Origin of the sequence: uncultured Polaribacter sp. (genome assembly GCF_947497125.1) — a bacterium.
Lineage (GTDB): Bacteria > Bacteroidota > Bacteroidia > Flavobacteriales > Flavobacteriaceae > Polaribacter.
Genome location: NZ_CANMFI010000002.1, coordinates 305,819 through 326,278, shown reverse-complemented (window position 1 = coordinate 326,278; position 20,460 = coordinate 305,819). Strand labels below are relative to the sequence as shown.

The window sequence follows — 20,460 nt, the reverse complement described above, 5'->3', positions numbered from 1 at the left end:
CTCTTTTTGTTTACTTTAATTAATAATATAAAACTACTATTTTAAAAATAGAATTATCAAAAGTAAAGACCTCTTAACACAAAAACCTTGTGTATTTTTTCTTTGAGCGTTACCACAAGGGTCGCGCTTTCCACACTCGCTTCCCGAAGAAAATTCGGGAGAGCTCAAACAAATGCTACAATCGCTAACGCAGCATACTTGCGAGCTTTTAGCAAGTAAAAATGAAATAGAAAGCTTATTTTTGTAGCATGCTAAAAGTAACGAACATTTCTTTTTCTTACACGACTAACAAACCTGTTTTAGACGGGTTTAATTTTTCTGTAAATAAAGGAGAACATCTTTGTGTTATGGGAGAAAGTGGTTGTGGAAAATCGACTCTTTTAAAAGCAATATACGGGTTATTAGATCTAGATGCGGGTGCTGTATTTTGGAATAACACTCAAATTTTTGGCCCAGAAAAGCACCTAGTTCCTGGGTTCGAAAATTTTAAATATGTAGCGCAAGATTTCGATTTAATGCCTTATACATCTGTAGCAGAAAACATTCAGAAATTTTTATCACGTTTTTACCCTCAAGAAAGTAAAAAAAGAACCGAAGAACTTTTAGAGGTTATACAAATGACAGCTTTTGCAAATACAAAGGTGGTGCATTTAAGTGGAGGTCAAAAACAACGAGTAGCCATCGCAAGAGCCTTGGCAAAAGAACCTCAATTACTATTATTAGATGAACCTTTTGGGCAAATAGATAACTTTAAAAAAAACGGGTTAAGAAGAAATTTATTTCAATACTTAAAAGAAAAAAACATTGCTTGCATTGTTGCTACTCATGATAAAAATGATGCGCTTTCTTTTGCAGACAAGCTCATCATTATTAAAAACAATAAGGTATTAGAAAATAGTACACCAAAAGAAATTTACACTAATCCTAAAGAAAAATATAGTGCAGCTTTATTTGATGATGTAAACGAAATTACCATCAATAATAAGTTGGTTTTATTGTATCCGCATCAACTAAAAATTCTCGAAAACACTGCACAAGAAATTACTACCAATTATCTAAAAGCGATTGTTACAAACAACTATTTTAAAGGTTCTTATTGGTTAATAGAAGTGCTTTTAAACAATCAAAAAGTGTTTTTAAATCATCCGACTGATATTGCTTTAAACACCGAGATTTTTATTAAAATTCAGTAAGTTTTTTAGTCTATTTTAAAACTACCTGTTGCGTTCTCAATTTTAATCGTATAATTTCCTTTTGGCAGGTAATATTTATTGTTGTTAGCTTGTTTAATAAGCGTGTCTTTATTTTCTTTTTGGTAATTTTTTAATCCTTTTTTAGAAAAAGAAACATCATATAAAATACTATTAAATCCCTTGTCTATAGACACATTAAAAGAACTTACTGTAATCTGATTCGTTAAAATACTAATTGTTACTTCTATGGTTTGGTTTGAATATAACGGAATTGTTATTCCTGGTGTGTTTACTGCAGACCATTTGCTCCAAGAACGACCCCAATAGCTACTTTTTTTAATGGAATCTACGTTAAAGATTGTCAATGTATTTTGCTTGTTATTGCCGTTTGCAAATTCTTGAAGAGCAGCAATATTTGCTGTATATAAGCTTCTACCATGAGTGGCAATAATTAAATGTTTTGCAGTTGGCTGAATCACTAAATCGTGTACCGCAACGTTGGGTAAATTGTTGCTAAAAGCTTCCCAATTAGTCCCTTTATTAAAAGAAACATACACCCCATTGTCTGTACCTAAATATAATAGATTTTCATTGTCTGGGTCTTCTTTTATTACGTTTATTGCAGAAACAGGAAGGTTGCTACTAATATTTTGCCATGTTTGCCCATAATCATCAGAGCGATACACATAGGGTGTAAAATCATCAAAACGATATCCGTTTAATGTTACATAAACTCGTTTTTTTTTAAATTTAGAAGCAATTACTCTAGATGCCCATAAGTTTTGAGGTAAGTTTTTAGAAATTGTTGTCCAGGTAGCTCCACTATTTTTTGTTACGTTTACCAATCCATCATCAGAACCAACGTAAATCAACCCAAACTGCAATGCACTTTCAGAAATTGAAGTTAAAGTTCCGTAGGCAACATTTCCTTTTTTGCCGCCGTTTGTTAAATCGTTAGAAATGGTTTCCCAGGTATCTCCTTTATCTAAAGAACGGTGTAATTTGTTACTACCTAAATACAAAATATCTTGGTTATGTAAAGATAAATGAATAGGTGTTTGCCAGTTAAAACGATACGGTGTTTCTCCTAAAGTATGTTTAGGTTGTATGTATTTTTGCCTTTCAGAAGCTCTATCAATACGGTAATAATTTCCAAATTGATAGCCAGTATAAACAATATTTGGGTTTCTATTGTCTACTTGTACCTGCATACCGTCTCCGCCCATAATAGACTTGTAGGGGTTTTCTCCAGTTTGTTTCCAACGTTTATCCATTTTAGCATTGTGGTTAGCAACCCAAACCCCATTGTCTTGCAACCCGCCATAAACTTTGTAATTTTTTTGATTGTCTGCATATACAGAGTAAAACTGACCCACGGCTGGGTCGTTAAGTTTTATCCAATTTTCGCCATCGTCATAAGACAAGTTTAAACCCCCGTCGTTTCCGTTTAAAATATGTCCGCTTTTCTTTGGATTTACCCATAGCGCTTGATGATCTGAGTGCACATTTTCTTTGCTTATAGAAGTAAAGTTTTTACCTCCGTCTTTCGATTTTATAATGGGTACTCCTAAAACATAAATTTTATTTTCATCTTGTGTATCTACTCTAATTTCGCCAAAATAATAACCATAAGAGCTGTATACGCCATCTAAGTAATCTTGATGTGTTTTCTGCCAATTTTTACCTCCGTTTGTTGTTTTAAAAACTTCTGCACCAATAACTTGTGTGTCGAATAACATCGAGTTAGCATCTTCTAGGTAACTTGCTAAATCTGTTGGTTTTACTGTGCCAACACGTACCATTTGCTTTACATTTTCTGCTCGATATTTTTCTTGAAAACCGTTGTTTTTTAAAAATGAGTTTAATTTTTTATCAGATAAATTTAAAAAATCATTTGTAGAAATTGATTTAAAATCATCTTTAGTTAAGGCATCAGAAAGAACTTTATCGATTTTTTTAGGTCTTCTAAATTGACTATCATGCAACGCGTAAACTGTATTTTCATTAAAAACAGCCAACCCTATTCTACCAACTCCGCTACCAATAGGAAAACCACTTTTATCAGAAATTTTTGCCCAAGAAGTTCCTGCATCAGTACTTTTGTAAATTGCAGAATTGTTTCCGTCACCATCAAAATTCCAAGCTTTACGTTCTCTTTCCCAAGAAGCAGCATACATTATATTAAAATTTTCTGGAGCAACAGCTACATCAATAACTCCTGTGTCGTTATTTATGAATAAAGATTTTGTCCAAGTTTTTCCTCCATCGGTAGTTTTAAAAACACCTCTTTCTGCGTTTGAAGAATATAAGTGTCCTATAACTCCAACAACCACATCATCTCCGTTATTTGGGTTTATTAGTATTCTACTTACATGATGAGAGTCAAACAAACCAACATTTACCCAAGTTTTTCCTTTGTCTGTAGATTTTAACATTCCGATTCCTGCATACGAAGAACGTGATGAGTTTTTTTCACCTGTTCCTACCCAAATGGTTCCTGTGTTCCAATCGACAGCAATATCGCCTACATTTTGTGTTGCAGAATTGTCTAAAACTGGTGTAAACGTAGTTCCGTTATTATTGGTGTACCACAATCCGCCAGAGGCATAACCTACATAAAATTCTGTTGGGTTTTCTGGGTTTACAGCAACGTCTGCCACACGACCACTCATAACCGTTGGGCCAATATTTTTAAACGGAATATTTTTTACAATAGAAGCACGTTGCATCTTTAGTTTTTGTGCTAATGATTGTTGAATTACTTCTGAAGAGGTAGGTGTTTGTGCTATAAAAGTTACAGAAACAAGCAATAGTAATAAAGAAGATATAGTTTTCACGAGTAAAAGTTTTTATTAGAAATGATGAAGTTACTATTTGTATTTTCGATATCAAAAATAATTAACATAAAAAGGACTTTAAGAAACAAAAGGCTTCAATTTAAAACAATGTATCTTTGCGGCAGAAACAACTACATAAAGTTAGTTTCATAAATAATTTTTATGACATTTTCAGATTTAGGTTTATCAGCAGCATTAGTAAAAGCAGTTGAAGAAAAAGGATACACAAAACCATCTCCAATACAAGAAAAAGCAATTCCACATATTTTAGAAGGAAAAGATATTTTAGCATCGGCACAAACAGGTACCGGTAAAACGGCGGGTTTTACTTTGCCAGTTTTACAGCATTTAGCAGCTACAAAACACCCAAAATACAGGCCTTTACGCGCATTGGTTTTAACACCAACAAGAGAGTTAGCGGCCCAGATTTACGACAATATTAGAGAGTATAGTAAGTATGTAAATATAAAATCGGCTGTTGTTTTTGGTGGTGTAAATGCCAAGCCACAAATAGCAACATTAAAAAACGGAGTTGATATTTTAGTAGCAACCCCAGGTAGATTATTAGATTTGCATGACAGAAAAGCGCTTTCTTTTAAGCGCATAGATGTCTTGGTTTTAGATGAAGCAGACAGAATGTTAGACATGGGTTTTGTTAGAGATATTAACAAACTAATTAGTTTTATGCCGGTAAAAAGGCAAAATTTACTTTTTTCTGCCACTTTTTCTAACGATATCAAAAAATTAGCCTCGGGTATTTTAAATAATCCGGTATCTGTAGAAACTGCTCCGCAAAATTCTACCGCTAAAAAAGTAACCCATAAAGTATTTAAGGTTGATAAAGGTCAGAAAACAGCTTTTACAATTAAGTTGATAAAAGATAATAATTGGACGCAAGTTTTAATCTTTACAAGAACAAAACACGGGGCCAATAAGTTAACAGAAAAGTTAATAAAAGCCGGTATTACCGCTGCTGCAATACATGGTAATAAGAGCCAAGGAGCCAGAACAAAAGCCTTAAAAAACTTTAAAGACAATTCTATTAAAATTTTAGTAGCAACAGATATTGCTGCGCGTGGTTTAGATATTCCGTTACTACCTTATGTAGTAAATTTCGAATTGCCAAATGTACCTGAAGATTATGTACATAGAATTGGTAGAACAGGTAGAGCGGGCGCGGCTGGTGAAGCTATTTCTTTAGTTTGTAGTGAAGAGGTAGAATACCAGAATGAAATAGAAAAGTTATTAAAAGAGAAATTAAAATCTACAATTGTAGAGGGTTTTGAACCAACAGATACTGCGCCACCAAAAAGAGCTGCTACCCAGAGTAAAGGTTCTTTTAATAAAAAGAGTAAAGCACGTTCTGGAAACGGAAATAAACCAAAGAAGAAACCTCATTATAAAGGGAACAAACCTGCTGGATCTACTTCTGGTAGAGGAAGAACAGGTGCGCCTAAAAAGAATCGTTAGTGGATAAATTTTGTTTCTGCGAAGTAGTGTTATTTCGACTTTTTAGGAGAAATCTCATAAAGTTAGTTTTTCTAGACTCTAGTTTCTAACATCTAGTCTCTTTGTAGTTTCTCACTGTTATGAGACTTCTCCTATCGTCGAAGTGACAAGGTTTGTGTTTTATTTGGTTCTGTCATTTCGAGAGTTAACGAGAAATCTTATAAAGCTATTTTTTTAGAGTCTTGTGTGTAGGATCTAACATCTAGTCTCTTTATAGTTTCTCATTGTTATGAGACTTCTCCTGTCGTCGAAGTGACAACTGTTGTGAGTAAAAAAGAATAATTTTGATCTGTCATTTCGAGTGTTAACGAGAAATCTCATAACGTTAGTTTTTCTGGACTCTAGCTTCTAACATCTAATCTCTTTTTAGTTCTTCACTGTTATGAGACTTCTCTCTATCGTTCGAAGTGACAAGGTTTGAGTTATATTCTGTTCTGTCATTTCGAGTGTTAACGGGAAATCTCACAAAATTAGTTTTTTTAGAGTCTTGTGTCTAGTTTCTGGCATCTAGTCTCTTTATAGTTTCTCATTGATATGAGACTTCTCCTATCGTCGAAGTGACAAGGATTGTGTTTAAAGATAAGTATGCAGTATAGTTATTTTCATCCAGATTTGTCATTTCGAGTGTTAACGAGAAATCTCATAAAGTTGGTTTTTTTAAAGTCTAGTTTCTTGTCTTTAACATCTATTTTTTTGCCTCTCACTGCTATGAGACTTCTCCTGTCGTCGAAGTGACAACTGTTGCGAGTAAAAACCGTTCTTTAGTGTCATTTCGAGTGTTAACGAGAAATCTCATAAAGTTAGTTTTTCTGGACTCTAGCTTCTAACATCTAATCTCTTTTTAGTTCTTCACTGTTATGAGACTTCTCTCTATCGTTCGAAGTAATAATTGTTGGATTTTAGTTATTGTAATTTAAAAGTAACATTACTTTGCTAAAACACCTCGTTTTTTTAGAGAAGAAATCATGCGTAACGCACCTTCTTTAACAGTGTTTTCTTTAAAAATAAAGGTTTTTTCAAACAGTGAGTTATTTTCAAAAAAAGTAACCTGAAAACGGTTGTTTAACTTGAATAATTCTGGCTGAATGTACTCTATTTTAGCAAAAGAGTTTGCAGGTAATTTTTCTATTTTTTTACGAAGTAAAGAAGTGGTTTTTTTATCTGAAAAACCTTGAGAAACAATCACAACCATTTCTATATCAACATCTTTATTATTGATAAGATACACATTCCAATCATCTGTTTTGTACAAATCATTGTATTCGTAAACAATTGCCATTTCTATATCTGTAACCTCTGGTATTGTAATATCTTTCTTCAAAATTTAAACTTCTTTTTTTCAAGAATGATAAGTTCTTGGTTGTCTTTATTTAAAAGAATAAGTTTCTTTTTAGTTACTTTATAAGTCTTACTTTGTTGCAGAAGTTTCATAAAAACATCTGATATTTTTACGTCCGGACAAAGCATTTTTGTTTCTCCAAAAAAACCAAAATCAAGTGTATGATTAGCACTAGTTTTAAGTGTGCTAAAAAAATTATTACACCCATTATTACCACTTATTCTATTTTTATCAATCTGTACAAAGGGTTTTTTAGTTAGCGTATTTAATTCGTTTACATCAATATCCGTAATAAATGAAACACCCCATTTTCCTTGAATTTCTTTATCAACTTTACCCTCTAACTTCTCTAAAGATGCTGTTTCTTTTACTGTTTTTAAAACTTTAACCAACCTAATTTCTATATTAGATGCATCTGCAGGCACTAAATGAGCCGGCAATTTAGTTTCAGAAACAATCATTTTTGTAAGCTGTCCTGGCACAAATTCAAACCCTTTAATTCCATCAAACAAGTTCGTCCATTTTGTAGGATCAATAAATTCTCCTTCTTGTATTTGTAAACACTTTTGCAACACCATGCCTTGGCAATCTACTTTTGAGTTATTTACCCAAATTACTTTTTGATTTTCTTTAAGGCTAGCGCAAGATACTGTCATAAATATTGATAATAAGCTAATAATGATTTTCATAAATATTTTTTTATTAAATACTAGCAACAAGTAAGCCAAATTAAAAATGAGACTGTTATTTAATCAAGCAAAGACACTTGAAAAGTTTTTATATTACAGACTTAAACTGCTCTAAAAAACGTTTATCGTTTTCGTAAAACATTCTAATATCTGGTATTTGATATAGCAACATGGCGATACGTTCTATTCCCATACCAAAGGCATACCCAGAATATTTTGTTGGATCTATGTTTGCGTTTTTCAACACATTTGGGTCTACCATACCACAACCCATAATTTCTAACCAACCAGTTCCTTTGGTAATTCTATAATCGGTTTCGGTTTCTAATCCCCAATAAATATCTACCTCTGCACTTGGTTCTGTAAACGGAAAATACGAAGGTCGTAAGCGTATTTTAGATTTGCCAAACATTTCTTTTGTAAAATATAAAAGTGTTTGTTTTAGGTCTGCAAAAGAAACATCTGTGTCTATATACAATCCTTCTACTTGATGAAAAATACAATGTGCGCGCGCAGAAATATCTTCGTTTCTAAAAACACGTCCCGGAGAAATTGTGCGGATTGGCGGTTCGTTATCTTCCATATAACGCACCTGCACAGAAGAGGTGTGTGTTCTTAATAAAATATCTGGATTTTGCTCTATAAAAAACGTGTCTTGCATGTCTCTTGCCGGATGATATTCTGGCAAATTTAAGGCTGTAAAATTATGCCAGTCATCTTCTATTTCTGGCCCTTCAGAAACGGTAAAACCAATACGATTAAACACTTCTATAATTTGATTTCTAACTAATGAAATTGGGTGTCTAGAACCTAAGTTGATTGGAGTCGCTGGTCGGGTTAAATCGCCATAAAAAGACTTATTATTACTCGTAGTTGATAAAGTATCGTTTAAAAAAGCAACTTTTTCTTCTGCTTCTTTTTTTAAGGTATTTAAAGCCTGACCAAAATCTTTTCGAAGCGCTGCATCTACATTTTTAAACTCAGCAAACAAATCTTTTAACAAACCTTTGCTTCCCAAAAATTTAATTCTAAACGTTTCTACTTCTTCCTTGGAGGTTGCTTTAAAAGCCTTTACATCTCCTATTAATTCTTTTACTTTATCTAACATTATCGGGTAAAATTAAGGTGCAAATTTAGTGTTTTTTATAGAGTTTTATCAACCTAAAGTATAGAAAACAACAACAGCTATCGAAATCGATTGAAATAAGAGTCTCTTGCATAGAAATAAAAATAAATTTTTTAATTGCGAATTCAGAAATTAACTATATTTGTTATACTAAATTAGTATTAAATTCATAAAAAAAGATGGCTAAAAATACAGAGTTAAAAATTAATGAGTTTATGGAAATGGTTAAATCAAGAAATAACCACGAACCAGAATTCTTACAAGCAGTGCAAGAAGTTGCAGAAACTGTAATACCATATATTATAAATCATGACATTTATCACGGTAAAAACATTCTATTAAGAATGGTAGAGCCAGAGCGTTTAATTTCTTTTAGAATTTCTTGGGTAGATGATGATGGAGAAATTCAAGTAAACAGAGGTTATAGAATTCAAATGAACTCTGCAATTGGCCCATATAAAGGCGGTTTACGTTTTCATCCAACAGTAAACGCAAGTATTTTAAAGTTTTTAGCTTTTGAGCAGGTGTTTAAAAACTCTTTAACAACCTTACCAATGGGTGGTGGTAAAGGGGGTTCTGATTTTGATCCAAAAGGAAAATCTGACAACGAAATTATGCGTTTTTGCCATGCTTTTATGAGCGAATTATTTAGACACATTGGCCCTAATACAGATGTACCTGCAGGAGATATTGGTGTAGGTGGTCGTGAGATTGGCTATATGTTTGGTATGTATAAAAAATTAAACAACGAATTTACAGGTGTTTTAACCGGTAAAGGTGCTTCTTGGGGTGGTTCTTTAATTAGACCAGAAGCAACAGGTTATGGTAATGTGTATTTTGCACAAAACATGTTAAAAAGAAAAGGAGATTCTTTTAATGGTAAAAAAGTAGTTATTTCTGGCTCTGGTAACGTAGCGCAATATGCTGCAGAAAAAGCGATAGAGCTTGGTGCTACTATTTTAACATTATCTGATTCTGCAGGATATGTTTATGATGAACAAGGTATTGATACCGAAAAGTTGAAACATATTATGTACATCAAAAACGAAAAAAGAGGAAGAATTAGCGAATATGTAGAGAAATATCCTAATGCAAAATTTGTTGCAGGTAAAAGACCTTGGTCTGTAAAATGCGATATTGCTTTGCCTTGTGCTACGCAAAACGAATTGAACGGTAATGAAGCTAAAGAACTTGTAAAGAATGGCTGTATTTGTGTTTCTGAAGGGGCTAACATGCCTTCTACTCCAGAAGCAATTCATGAATTTCAAAAAGGAAAAATACTTTTTGCACCAGGAAAAGCATCTAATGCTGGTGGTGTTGCTACTTCTGGTTTAGAAATGAGTCAGAACTCTTTACGTTTAAGCTGGACAAGAACCGAAGTAGACGAAAAATTAAAAGTAATTATGGAGGATATTCATGATTCTTGTGTACAATACGGAGAAAGAGAGGACGGCTCAATAGATTATATTTCTGGGGCAAATATTGCAGGTTTTGTAAAAGTTGCAGACGCAATGTTAGCGCAAGGAGTTGTTTAAATATAAAACGACTTAAAATAAACGCATCAATTTTTATTGATGCGTTTTTTTGTACCTTTATTTTGTTAAACAATAACCGTTTTCTTTTTCTAAATGATATTTTATTCTCTTTTTTTCTTCGGATTAATTTTCTCTTTCGTTGGCTCTATAACACCAAGTATGTTAAACATGACAGCGCTAAAAATAAGTTTAGAAAATGGTAAAACAGCCACTAAAAACTACGCTATAGGTGTCGCAATAATAGTTGCAATTCAGGCATTTATTGGCGTGTATTTAACAAAAACGCTTGCAGAAAACCCAACTGTTTTAGAATCGTTAGAAAAAGCAGGAATTGTAATTTTTATACTTCTTTCTATTTATTTTTATAAAACTTCTAAAAATGAAAAAAATGAAACTAAAAAGATACATTATAAAACACCGCCTTTTGTAACCGGTATTACCTTGTCTTCTTTAAACATGTTTTCTATACCGTTTTATAGCGGAACTGTCTTTTTTTTAGATGCTTTTCAGCTTTTTACATACAACATAACTGCTGTTTTATTATTTGTTTTAGGGGCATTTTTAGGAACCGTTTACATTTTAATTCTATATGGAAAGTACGCTAAATTTATTCAGAAAAAAACTGGTAAAATGACTAAAAACATTCATTTAATACTGGCTATTTTAACAGGTTTTATGGCATTATTTACATTGATAAAAATCATACTTCAATAAAATGAAAATTATTAAAAATTCTATTATACAAGGTAAACACAACAAGCCAATTGTTATAGATGTTTTTTACAAAGAAACACATCAACCTAAAAAAGTAGTTGTTTTTTGCCATGGATACAAGGGCTTTAAAGATTGGGGTGCTTGGAATTTAATGGCAGAGGCGTTTGCAAATGCAGGATTTTTCTTTATAAAATTCAATTTTTCTCACAATGGCGGAACTGCAGAAAATCCAATAGATTTTCCAGATTTAGAAGCTTTTGGCAACAATAATTATAGTAAAGAGTTAGACGATTTAGAAAGTGTTTTAGATTGGATTTCATCCGAAGAAAAATATAAAATTGAAGCAGATATAAATGCTATTTCTTTAGTTGGTCATAGCAGAGGAGGTGGTATTGTTCTTTTAAAAGCGAATGAAGATGCTCGAGTAAAAAAAGTGGTAACGCTAGCTGCTGTTAGTAATTTTGCAACCAGATCTACAACGATTGGCGATTTAGAAGAATGGCGTAAAAATGGTGTAAAATATGTTGTAAATGGGAGAACAAAGCAGAAAATGCCACATTATTACCAATTTTATTTAGATTTTAAAGAAAATGAAGACCGCCTAAATATTGAAAATGCAGTCAAAAAATTAGAAATACCGCAATTCATAATCCATGGAGATAATGACACCTCTATTTCTTTGGATGAGGGAAAAATAATACATTCATGGAATGTTAAAAGCAAATTTAAAATTATAAAACATGCAGATCATGTTTTTAATGTATCGCATCCTTGGAAAGAAAAAAGACTCTCTAAAGAACTTACAGAAGTAACTCAAGTTGCAATCGAATTTTTAAAAGAGTAAAAGTGGAGTATATCGGATTCGAACCGATGACTTCTACGCTGCCAGCGTAGCGCTCTAGCCAACTGAGCTAATACCCCGTTAAAAAAATAAATGTACCTATTTTTTAATAAAACCAGCTGCTATTTTTGTAATTTTAAACAATGGAATTACAACCTCCTTTTCGCAAAATAATACATGTAGATATGGATGCTTTTTATGCCTCTGTAGCAGCATTAGACAATCCAGAGTTAAGAGGTAAAGCGATTGCTGTTGGCGGAGAAGGAAGAAGAGGTGTTATTGCTGCAGCTAGTTATGAAGCGCGTAAATACGGTGTTAAATCTGCTATGAGCGGTATGTTGGCAAAACAAAAATGCCCGCATTTAATTTTTGTGAATTCAGATTTTACACGTTACAAAGAAATCTCTACTCAAGTAAGAGAAATTTTCTATGAATACACAGATTTGGTAGAGCCTCTTTCTTTAGATGAAGCATATTTAGATGTAACAGTAAATAAAAAAGGGAATCCGTCTGCGAATGATATTGCCAGAGAAATTCGTGAAAAAATTTATAAAAAAACAGGTTTAAGAGCCTCTGCAGGTATTTCTATCAACAAATTTATTGCAAAAGTAGCATCAGATATAAACAAACCTAATGGTCAAAAAACGGTACATCCATCAGAAGTAATTTCGTTTTTAGAATCACTACCTGTCAATAAATTTTACGGAGTTGGTAAAGTTACGGCTGCAAAAATGTTTAATTTGGGTATTTTTATTGGAAATGATTTAAAGAAAAAATCTTTAGAAGAGTTGATAAAATTCTTCGGAAAATCTGGTAAACACTATTATAACATTGTTAGAGGCATTCATTTAAGTGAGGTAAAACCCAACAGAATAAGAAAATCTTTAGCAGCAGAAAGAACGTTTAGTGAAAACATCTCTTCAGAAATTTTTATGATTGAAAAGTTAGAAAAAATTGCAGAAGAATTAGAGAGAAGAATGCTAAAAAATAACACAAAAGGAAAAACAATTACTTTAAAGATAAAATATTCTGACTTTACCCAACAAACAAGAAGTAAAACAAAAACAGATTTTATGCAAACTAAGAAAGAATTTTTTCCTGTTGTAAAAGAGCTGTTGTATCAAGAAAAGTTAAAAAATTCAGTTCGTTTATTAGGTTTATCTTTCGGAAATTTAAACACAGAAAAAACAGCACCAGTTTGGGTACAATTACAATTTGAATTTTAAAGTAATCGGAGTAAACAGCTCAAAAAGTAAATAGTTAGCAAATGAATACAAATAGTTCAGATTTTGATATTGTTATAATTGGTGGTGGTTTGGCAGGACTCTGCAATGCTATTCATTTATCAAAATTTGATAAAAAAGTGCTGTTAATAGAGAAAAACAGCTACCCAAAACACAAGGTGTGTGGCGAGTATATTTCTAATGAAGTGCTACCTTATTTGAAGTATTTAGAAGTAAATCCATTTAATTTTGGTGCCGTAAAAATTGATGAGTTTCAACTATCAACTACAAAAAATAAAATCATTTCAGCAAAATTACCTTTGGGCGGTTTTGGTATTTCTCGTTATCAATTAGATTTTATTTTATCAGAAAAAGCTAAAGAAAACGGCGTTAGTATATTGCAAGATTCCGTTTTAGATGTACAATTTACAAATGACGTTTTTACAATTGAAAGCAAAGAAAACGGTGTTTTCAACTCAAAAGTTTGTATAGGTGCTTTTGGCAAACGCAGTGTATTAGATGTAAAAATGAATCGTAATTTTATTCAGAAAAAATCACCTTATCTGGGTGTAAAAATTCATGTAAAAGGAAACTTTAAAGAAAATCAAGTTGCGCTTCACAATTTTAAAGGTGGATATTGTGGCGTTTCTAAAGTAGAAAACAACACAATTAATTTGTGCTACATAACAGCCTTTTCTTCTTTCAAAAAGTATAAAAATATTGACGATTTTCAAGAGAATGTTCTTTTTAAAAATCACTTTCTAAAAGAAATTTTTAAAAACACTAAACCAGTTTTTGAAACTCCATTAACAATCAGTCAAATTTCTTTTGAAACAAAAAAACCAGTAGAAAATCATCTAATGATGTGTGGTGATGCAGCAGGAATGATTCACCCTTTGTGTGGAAACGGAATGAGTATGGCAATTCAATCTGCACAAATGGCTTCTAAATTGATTCTAAATTATTTGAATGCTAAAAATGTTACAAGAAAAACTCTAGAAAATGAATATATTAGACAATGGAATAAAAAGTTTCGTTTTCGTTTAAAAGTAGGTCATTTTATTGCTTTTTTGTTCAGAAAAGATAAAATTGCTTCTATTTTACTTGAAATTTTAAAGAAACTACCTTTTCTATTACCAATAATTATAAAATTTACACACGGAAAAACCATGAAAATATAATGCCCTTTTTAGTAGACACTTCCAAGAGATCTGATAAAGAAGAATTGATGGACGATTTTTCTATTGGCGGCGATTATTTGCGTGATGTTTTAGACAAATTAGAAAACATAAATCGTTGGTTGGGTGGAAATATAGTAACAGTAAATTCTTTAAAAAAAGTATTAAAAAATCATCCAAAAGAGCAAGAACTTGTAATTGCAGATATTGGTTGCGGTCATGGAGATATTTTACGCGATGTTGCTAAATTTGGAAGAAAGCACGGGTATAAATTTAAATTAATTGGTGTCGATGCAAATTCAACAGCCATTGAATATGCAAATGAACTCTCTAAAAATTACCAGGAATTGTCTTTTGTAGTAGAAGATATTTTTTCTGAAGATTTTAAAAATCGACAATTCGATATCGTTTTAGCGACCTTGTTTTTTCATCATTTTAAACAAAAACCATTGGTTTCTTTTTTAAACGATACTTTAAAACATACTAAAAAAGCAATTATTGTAAACGATATACACCGGCATAAATTGGCTTATTATTTATTTAAATTACTATCGGTTTTTATAAGCAATAAAATGATAATTCATGATGGATTAATTTCTGTATTAAGAGGTTTTAAAAGAAAAGATTTAACAACAATGTCGCAAAAAATAAATGTAACGCCTCAGATTTCATGGAAATGGGCTTTTCGTTGGCGATGGATTATACAACGTTAGAAAGTTGTGTTGTAAATAGATAAATAAAAATATGAGTGTAAAAATAACAGCTGTTGCAAAGCAACTTCCAAAATATTATAGAGAAACAAAAGATATCATCCCTTTTGTAAAGGTTTGGATGCAAGGACAAGAAGAGCGTTTTCAAAGAAAAGTAATAAAACTTTTTGAAGGTGCGGGAGTAGACAAAAGATATTCTATTATGGACCCTGAAGAGGTTTTTACCGCAACTACTTTTGAAGAAAAAAATAATATCTATGCTAGAGAAGTTATACAATTGGCAGAGAAATCACTTCAAAAATCTTTAGAAAAGGCAAATTTAAATCCAACAGATATCGATTTTATCATTACGGTTAGTTGTACCGGAATTATGATTCCCTCTGTAGATGCTTATTTAATTAATTCTTTAGGAATGAAACAAGATATTGTGCGTTTGCCAGTTACAGAAATGGGTTGTGCTGCTGGTGTATCAGGAATAATTTATGCTAAGAATTTCTTAAAAGCAAATCCAAATAAAAGAGCGGCAGTAGTTGCTGTAGAAGCTCCAACCGCAACATTTCAACTAGAAGATTTTTCGATGACAAACATTGTTAGTGCAGCTATTTTTGGTGATGGCGCTTCTTCAGTAATTTTGTCTTCTTATGAAGATGATCAAGGCCCAAAAATTATAAATGAAGCAATGTATCACTTTTATGACGCTACAAAAATGATGGGTTTTAACCTAGTGAATTCTGGTTTACAAATGATTTTAGATAAAGAAGTTCCACAAAAAATTGCAGATCATTTTCCTGAGATTATTCACCCTTTTTTAGAACAAAATGCTTTAAAAATTTCTGATATAGATCATTTAATTTTTCATCCAGGAGGAAAAAAAATAGTGCAGACTGTAGAAGATTTATTTGGCGTTTTAGGAAAAAACATCAATGGTACAAAAGAAGTTTTACGCTTGTACGGCAATATGTCTAGTGCAACCGTTTTATACGTTTTAGAACGTTTTATGGACAGAAACCCAGCGAAAGGAGAAAGAGGTTTGATGTTAAGTTTTGGGCCAGGGTTTTCTGCACAACGTATTTTGTTAGAATGGTAACTAATTTTAGACCTCACAGGTTTTTAAAACCTGTGAGGTCTATTTAAAGAATAGATTAATATGAAATACGAGGTTTTAGTAAAAGATTCTTTTTATCATATTTATAATTGTGGAAACAATAAAGAAAATATTTTTATTGAAGTACAAAATTATTCATATTTCCTAAAATTAGTAAAAAAGCACCTTCTAAAACTTCTGACATGATAGCATATTGTTTATTAAAAAATCATTTTCATTTTTTAATAAAAACAAAAGAAAATATAGCCTCTAGAGATATTTCTCAATCCTTTTCAAACTTATTTAATGCATATTCAAAAAGTATCAATAAAAAATATGGAAGAAGTGGAAGTTTATTTAAAGATCGATTTTCGAGAATAAAATTAGAAAATGAAAACTATTTAAAAAACTTAATTCTTTATATTCATTTAAACCCAACTCACCATCAATTTGTTGACGATTTTAGAACTTATAAATATTCGTCTTATAATTCAATCTTATCAAATAAACCTTCAGATTTATTAAGAGAAGACGTAATAAACCTTTTTGAAGACACACAAAATTTTATTGATTCTCACAGAATTAAAGAAGTAAACATTACACAAACAATAACTCTAGAACAATAAGAAAACTAAGACCTCACAGGTTTTTAAAACCTGTGAGGTCTGTTAAAATGAAAAAAATGAATCAAACAGAAATCATAAATAAATTACCTTATTCAACCCCTTTTTTGTTTGTTGACGAACTAACAGATATTTCAGAAAATGGCGTTTCAGGGAATTATACGTTTAAGGTAACCGAGTATTTCTACAAAGGTCATTTTAAGGAAAACCCAATAACTCCTGGAGTGATTTTAACAGAAACAATGGCTCAAATCGGTTTGGTTTGCTTGGGTATTTTTTTATTGAAAGATATAATATCTTCCGAAAAAACAACCCCTCAAATTGCATTAACATCAAATAATATTGATTTTTTTTTACCTGTTTTACCTGGTGAAAAAGTAACCGTAATTTCAGAAAAGGAATTTTTTAGATTTAACAAATTAAAATGTACCGTTAAAATGATAAATTCTAAAAATGAGCTTGTTTGTAGAGGTACAATTTCTGGAATGATTAGATAAAATAAGAATGAAAAATAGAGTCGTAATTACAGGTTTAGGAGTTGTAGCACCAAACGGAGTTGGCATACAAGAATTTACAAATGCTATAAAATCTGGTACATCTGGAATTACGTTTCATCAGCAGTTAAAAGACAAAGGTTTCTCTTGTTGTATTGGCGGAATTCCAGAAGTATCCGAAGAAAAAATAAATGAATACTTAACACCATTACAATTGCGTGGTTTTAATAGCACGAGTATTTTATATGGCTGCATGGCAGGTATTGATGCCTGGAAAGATGCAGGTTTTAGTGTAAATGAAAATTCAACACTAGACTACGATTCGGGGTTAATTTTTGGAGTAGGAACTTCAGGAATCGAAAAATTTAGAGAAGCAATTTATAAAATAGACGCTCAAAACGTAAGACGATTAGGTAGTACTTCTGTAGTGCAAACAATGGCGAGTGGTATTTCTGCATATTTAGGTGGAATTTTAGGTTTCGGAAACCAAGTAACTACAAACTCATCTGCCTGTACCACAGGAACCGAGGCCATTTTAATGGGTTTTGATCGAATAAAAAACGGAAAAGCAAAAATAATGTTAGTAGGTGGCGCTAGCGATAGTAGTTTGTATACTTGGGGTGGTTTTGATGCAATGCGAGTGATGACTTATAAACATAATGAAACACCAGAAAAAGGCTCAAGACCCATGAGTTTATCTGCTTCTGGTTTTGTTCCCGGAAGTGGCGCAGGCGCTCTAGTATTAGAATCTTTAGAAAGTGCACTAGAGCGAAAAGCAACTATTTATGCAGAAGTTTTAGGAGGAAATATAAACTCTGGCGGACAAAGAAATGGCGGTACTTTAACGGCCCCTAATGCAGAAGCTGTACAGAAATGCATTACAGACGCAGTGTTAGATGCTGGTGTTACCACAGACGCTATTGATGTAATTAATGGGCATTTAACAGCAACTTCTAAAGACGCTTTAGAAATCGAAAACTGGGCAAAAGCACTGCAAAGAAAAGGAAATAATTTTCCGTTTATAAACTCGTTAAAGTCTCATATTGGTCATTGTTTGGCTGCTTCTGGAGCTATAGAATCTGTTGCTTCTGTACTACAAATTAAAGAACAATTTGTGTTTCCGAATATCAACTGTGAAGATGTGCATCCAGAAATTTTAGGATTTATTTCTTCGGATAAAATCCCAACAAAACTCATAGAAAAAGAGGTAGCTGTTTTAGCAAAAGCAAGTTTTGGCTTTGGAGATGTAAATGCATGTGTTATCTTTAAAAAATATTCAGACAAACATAAAACGCAATGACAAAACAAGAAATTATACAAAAACTAACAAGCATTGTTAAACCTTATATTCAAAATGAAGAAGGTTTTAAAAATATTTCTGAGAATACAGATTTTATCAATGATTTAGAGATAAACTCTGCAAATTTGGTGGATATTATTTTAGATGTTGAAGATGAATTTAAAATACACATAGACAATGATTCTATGGAAAAAATGATGTCTGTAAAAGAAACCGTCGCAATTATTCAAGCTAAAATGAATGCCTAAAATTGGGAATGATATTGTTGATTTAGAACTTGCTAAGAGTCAAAGTAATTGGAAGAGAGCTGGTTTTTTAGAAAAACAATTTACAGAAAAAGAAATACAAGAAATAAGCACCTCAAAAAATCCTTTTTTAAAGGTGTGGCAATTTTGGAGCATGAAAGAAGCTGCATACAAATGCTACACACAAAAAGAAGAAAAGCGTTTCTTTGCACCTCAAAAATTTGAATGTACTTTAAAAGAGAACCATTTTGGAAATGTAATTTTTGAAGATTATAAGTTTTATACAAAGACAACAATTACCTCATTTTATATACATACAGTTGCTGAAAATTTTTTTATTAAAAACTCTAATAAAATTAGAAAATTTTCTGGAATTGGATCTCCAAATTTAATTGATAATAACATCAAATTAAAAATAGCCGAAAAGACAGGAATTTCTTTTTTAGATATAGAAAAAAAGAAAACCAAAATTGGTGCGCCACTTTTTAATCATCAAGAAAAAGTATTAACAAAATCTTGCTCAATTTCGCATCATGGAAATTACGGTGCTTTTGCATTTACCTTATAATAATGAACTTAAAAGAACAACTTTTTAAAGCCTGTAAAGCTTTTGTAAACAAGCGTTTACAAACGGTAGAAGAAATTATATCTTCTAACCAAAAAGCACTGCAATCAGAAACTAAAAGTTCTGCTGGTGATAAACACGAAACCGGACGCGCAATGTTGCAATTAGAAATGGAAAAAGCAGGGCAACAACTTTTAGGAATACAGCAAATGAAAGAAATTTTAGCAAAAATAGAAGTATCAAAAACTTCTAAGGTTGCACATCTCGGGAGTATTGTGTACACACAAAAAACAACTTATTTTTTAAGTGTTTCTGTGGGTAAAATAATACATAATAATACTTCTTTTTTTGCTATTTCTTTACAATCGCCAATTGGTTTATCATTACTCGGAAAGCAAGAAAACGATTCCTTCTTTTTTAATGGAGAACAACTAAAAATTATAAAAATTTTATAACCTTAAATGTTAATTATTTAAAATTAGTCTAAATACCAAACAATTAAGGTTTAAATTATTGCTTTGAAAACGTTTTCGACGTATTTTTGTTCAATAAACTTAATATAAATATACAATGGGCGGATTTTTTAAATCTTCAATTGGAAGAAAAGTGTCTATGGCACTTTCGGCATTTTTTTTAATGTTCTTCCTTCTTCAGCATTTAGCAATAAATATTTTATCGGTTTTTAATCCCGATCTTTTTAACGAGGTTTCTCATTTTATGGGTACCAATCCAGTAGTGCAATTTGCGTTGCAACCGGTTTTAATTTTTGCGGTAGTATTCCATTTTGTGATGGGCTTTGTCTTAGAGTTGAGAAACAAAAAAGCAAACGGGGCAAAATATGCTAAAAATAACGGTGCTGCTAATTCTACTTGGTTTAGTAGAAACATGATTTTAAGCGGAATTACCATTTTGGCGTTTATTCTATTGCATTTTATCGATTTTTGGTTTCCAGAAATCAATACCAAATTTATACAAGGAGATTGGTCTGGTGTTATGGAAGGTGTAGAAGGTTATAGATATCATGAAGAATTGGTGCATAAATTTTTGCATCCTGCAAGAGTTGCAGCTTATGTGGTTGCGTTTGTGTTTTTAGGGTTGCATTTAGCACACGGTTTTACATCAGCGTTTCAATCTGTGGGTGCAGCATCACTTCGTAAAAAATTAGAAAAAGTAGGAATAGCCTACTCAATTATAGTGCCTCTAGGATTTATCTTTATTGCATTATATCATCATTTAAATCACTAATCTTAGAAAT

At 31.8% G+C, this 20,460-nt stretch carries 20 protein-coding genes and 1 tRNA gene; 16 read left to right on the top strand and 5 right to left on the bottom strand.

The genetic code is table 11. The features are described from left to right. The first annotated feature begins 248 nt into the window (after nt 1-248). Nucleotides 249-1,193: an ABC transporter ATP-binding protein gene (locus Q0678_RS04595; RefSeq protein WP_299054576.1), complete on the top strand. Its 945-nt coding sequence runs from the start codon at nt 249-251 to the stop codon at nt 1,191-1,193. Between the two features lie 5 nt (nt 1,194-1,198). Here the strand turns inward: Q0678_RS04595 and Q0678_RS04590 are convergent, their stop codons facing one another. Continuing rightward, complete coding sequence (locus Q0678_RS04590) at nt 1,199-4,021, bottom strand: sialidase family protein (protein WP_299054972.1); 2,823 nt, start codon at nt 4,019-4,021, stop codon at nt 1,199-1,201. Nucleotides 4,022-4,192: 171 nt separating this feature from the next. Between Q0678_RS04590 and Q0678_RS04585 the strand changes: the two genes are divergently transcribed. Then, the gene (locus tag Q0678_RS04585) at nt 4,193-5,500 is read left to right on the top strand and encodes a DEAD/DEAH box helicase (RefSeq protein WP_299054573.1); all 1,308 of its coding nucleotides are present in this window, start codon (nt 4,193-4,195) and stop codon (nt 5,498-5,500) included. A gap of 964 nt (nt 5,501-6,464) precedes the next feature. On the opposite strand, the gene Q0678_RS04580 is transcribed toward Q0678_RS04585, so the two are convergent. The 3 genes from Q0678_RS04580 to pheS form a co-directional block, all read right to left on the bottom strand. Then, on the bottom strand, nt 6,465-6,860 hold the full coding sequence (locus Q0678_RS04580; protein WP_299054570.1) for a hypothetical protein: 396 nt from the start codon (nt 6,858-6,860) through the stop codon (nt 6,465-6,467). Next, nucleotides 6,857-7,567 (bottom strand): DUF4377 domain-containing protein, encoded by a 711-nt coding sequence (locus tag Q0678_RS04575; protein WP_299054567.1) that lies wholly within the window; start codon nt 7,565-7,567, stop codon nt 6,857-6,859. The genes Q0678_RS04580 and Q0678_RS04575 overlap by 4 nt, the downstream gene beginning before the upstream one ends. A gap of 88 nt (nt 7,568-7,655) precedes the next feature. After that, the gene (gene pheS / locus Q0678_RS04570; RefSeq protein WP_299054565.1) at nt 7,656-8,675 is read right to left on the bottom strand and encodes a phenylalanine--tRNA ligase subunit alpha; all 1,020 of its coding nucleotides are present in this window, start codon (nt 8,673-8,675) and stop codon (nt 7,656-7,658) included. Nucleotides 8,676-8,872: 197 nt separating this feature from the next. Here pheS and gdhA point away from each other — a divergent pair, with 197 nt between their 5' ends. From gdhA to Q0678_RS04555, 3 genes are all read left to right on the top strand, one after another. After that, entirely contained in the window at nt 8,873-10,228 is a 1,356-nt protein-coding gene (gdhA, locus tag Q0678_RS04565) for an NADP-specific glutamate dehydrogenase (protein ID WP_299054563.1), read from the top strand. A 168-nt stretch (nt 10,229-10,396) separates the two neighbouring features. Further along, nucleotides 10,397-10,942 carry a glutamate dehydrogenase gene (locus tag Q0678_RS04560; protein ID WP_299054561.1) on the top strand — a complete coding sequence of 182 codons (546 nt, stop codon included), beginning with the start codon at nt 10,397-10,399 and terminating at the stop codon, nt 10,940-10,942. A gap of 1 nt (nt 10,943) precedes the next feature. Further along, nucleotides 10,944-11,786 carry an alpha/beta fold hydrolase gene (locus Q0678_RS04555; protein ID WP_299054559.1) on the top strand — a complete coding sequence of 281 codons (843 nt, stop codon included), beginning with the start codon at nt 10,944-10,946 and terminating at the stop codon, nt 11,784-11,786. Between the two features lie 3 nt (nt 11,787-11,789). Here the strand turns inward: Q0678_RS04555 and Q0678_RS04550 are convergent. Then, nucleotides 11,790-11,863, bottom strand: a tRNA-Ala gene (locus Q0678_RS04550). 63 nt (nt 11,864-11,926) lie between these two features. Between Q0678_RS04550 and dinB the strand changes: the two genes are divergently transcribed. From dinB to Q0678_RS04495, 11 genes are all read left to right on the top strand, one after another. Next, nucleotides 11,927-13,009, top strand: coding sequence for a DNA polymerase IV (gene dinB, locus Q0678_RS04545; RefSeq protein ID WP_299054556.1), 1,083 nt, complete (start codon nt 11,927-11,929; stop codon nt 13,007-13,009). A 41-nt stretch (nt 13,010-13,050) separates the two neighbouring features. Continuing rightward, nucleotides 13,051-14,187: an NAD(P)/FAD-dependent oxidoreductase gene (locus Q0678_RS04540; protein ID WP_299054554.1), complete on the top strand. Its 1,137-nt coding sequence runs from the start codon at nt 13,051-13,053 to the stop codon at nt 14,185-14,187. Next, complete coding sequence (locus Q0678_RS04535) at nt 14,187-14,897, top strand: methyltransferase domain-containing protein (protein ID WP_299054550.1); 711 nt, start codon at nt 14,187-14,189, stop codon at nt 14,895-14,897. The genes Q0678_RS04540 and Q0678_RS04535 overlap by 1 nt, the downstream gene beginning before the upstream one ends. A 31-nt stretch (nt 14,898-14,928) precedes the next feature. Beyond that, the gene (locus Q0678_RS04530; RefSeq protein WP_299054547.1) at nt 14,929-15,981 is read left to right on the top strand and encodes a type III polyketide synthase; all 1,053 of its coding nucleotides are present in this window, start codon (nt 14,929-14,931) and stop codon (nt 15,979-15,981) included. Between the two features lie 200 nt (nt 15,982-16,181). Then, a complete protein-coding gene (locus Q0678_RS04525; RefSeq protein WP_299054545.1) occupies nt 16,182-16,604 on the top strand; it encodes a transposase in 423 nt (140 codons plus the stop codon). A 56-nt stretch (nt 16,605-16,660) separates the two neighbouring features. Further along, nucleotides 16,661-17,098 (top strand): hydroxymyristoyl-ACP dehydratase, encoded by a 438-nt coding sequence (locus Q0678_RS04520; RefSeq protein ID WP_299054542.1) that lies wholly within the window; start codon nt 16,661-16,663, stop codon nt 17,096-17,098. 7 nt (nt 17,099-17,105) lie between these two features. After that, nucleotides 17,106-18,395 carry a beta-ketoacyl synthase gene (locus Q0678_RS04515; RefSeq protein WP_299054540.1) on the top strand — a complete coding sequence of 430 codons (1,290 nt, stop codon included), beginning with the start codon at nt 17,106-17,108 and terminating at the stop codon, nt 18,393-18,395. Then, nucleotides 18,392-18,643 carry an acyl carrier protein gene (locus Q0678_RS04510; RefSeq protein ID WP_299054538.1) on the top strand — a complete coding sequence of 84 codons (252 nt, stop codon included), beginning with the start codon at nt 18,392-18,394 and terminating at the stop codon, nt 18,641-18,643. The genes Q0678_RS04515 and Q0678_RS04510 overlap by 4 nt, the downstream gene beginning before the upstream one ends. Then, entirely contained in the window at nt 18,636-19,208 is a 573-nt protein-coding gene (locus Q0678_RS04505; RefSeq protein ID WP_299054536.1) for a 4'-phosphopantetheinyl transferase superfamily protein, read from the top strand. The genes Q0678_RS04510 and Q0678_RS04505 overlap by 8 nt, the downstream gene beginning before the upstream one ends. Before the next feature lie 2 nt (nt 19,209-19,210). Beyond that, on the top strand, nt 19,211-19,660 hold the full coding sequence (locus Q0678_RS04500) for a 3-oxoacyl-ACP synthase (RefSeq protein WP_299054533.1): 450 nt from the start codon (nt 19,211-19,213) through the stop codon (nt 19,658-19,660). Nucleotides 19,661-19,775: 115 nt separating this feature from the next. Then, on the top strand, nt 19,776-20,450 hold the full coding sequence (locus Q0678_RS04495) for a succinate dehydrogenase cytochrome b subunit (RefSeq protein WP_299054531.1): 675 nt from the start codon (nt 19,776-19,778) through the stop codon (nt 20,448-20,450). The last annotated feature ends 10 nt before the right edge of the window (nt 20,451-20,460 follow it).

Excerpts from the sequence above, each read along its gene's own strand:
- Q0678_RS04595 (WP_299054576.1), top strand. The coding sequence starts at position 249 with ATGCTAAAAGTAACGAACATTTCTTTTTCTTACACGACTAACAAACCT.
- Q0678_RS04510 (WP_299054538.1), top strand. The coding sequence starts at position 18,392 with ATGACAAAACAAGAAATTATACAAAAACTAACAAGCATTGTTAAACCT.
- Q0678_RS04535 (WP_299054550.1), top strand. The coding sequence starts at position 14,187 with ATGCCCTTTTTAGTAGACACTTCCAAGAGATCTGATAAAGAAGAATTG.
- Q0678_RS04495 (WP_299054531.1), top strand. The coding sequence starts at position 19,776 with ATGGGCGGATTTTTTAAATCTTCAATTGGAAGAAAAGTGTCTATGGCA.
- Q0678_RS04575 (WP_299054567.1), bottom strand. The coding sequence starts at position 7,567 with ATGAAAATCATTATTAGCTTATTATCAATATTTATGACAGTATCTTGC.
- Q0678_RS04530 (WP_299054547.1), top strand. The coding sequence starts at position 14,929 with ATGAGTGTAAAAATAACAGCTGTTGCAAAGCAACTTCCAAAATATTAT.
- Q0678_RS04515 (WP_299054540.1), top strand. The coding sequence starts at position 17,106 with ATGAAAAATAGAGTCGTAATTACAGGTTTAGGAGTTGTAGCACCAAAC.
- Q0678_RS04560 (WP_299054561.1), top strand. The coding sequence starts at position 10,397 with ATGACAGCGCTAAAAATAAGTTTAGAAAATGGTAAAACAGCCACTAAA.
- pheS (WP_299054565.1), bottom strand. The coding sequence starts at position 8,675 with ATGTTAGATAAAGTAAAAGAATTAATAGGAGATGTAAAGGCTTTTAAA.
- Q0678_RS04525 (WP_299054545.1), top strand. The coding sequence starts at position 16,182 with ATGATAGCATATTGTTTATTAAAAAATCATTTTCATTTTTTAATAAAA.
- Q0678_RS04585 (WP_299054573.1), top strand. The coding sequence starts at position 4,193 with ATGACATTTTCAGATTTAGGTTTATCAGCAGCATTAGTAAAAGCAGTT.
- Q0678_RS04500 (WP_299054533.1), top strand. The coding sequence starts at position 19,211 with ATGAACTTAAAAGAACAACTTTTTAAAGCCTGTAAAGCTTTTGTAAAC.
- Q0678_RS04540 (WP_299054554.1), top strand. The coding sequence starts at position 13,051 with ATGAATACAAATAGTTCAGATTTTGATATTGTTATAATTGGTGGTGGT.
- dinB (WP_299054556.1), top strand. The coding sequence starts at position 11,927 with ATGGAATTACAACCTCCTTTTCGCAAAATAATACATGTAGATATGGAT.
- gdhA (WP_299054563.1), top strand. The coding sequence starts at position 8,873 with ATGGCTAAAAATACAGAGTTAAAAATTAATGAGTTTATGGAAATGGTT.
- Q0678_RS04505 (WP_299054536.1), top strand. The coding sequence starts at position 18,636 with ATGCCTAAAATTGGGAATGATATTGTTGATTTAGAACTTGCTAAGAGT.
- Q0678_RS04555 (WP_299054559.1), top strand. The coding sequence starts at position 10,944 with ATGAAAATTATTAAAAATTCTATTATACAAGGTAAACACAACAAGCCA.
- Q0678_RS04520 (WP_299054542.1), top strand. The coding sequence starts at position 16,661 with ATGAATCAAACAGAAATCATAAATAAATTACCTTATTCAACCCCTTTT.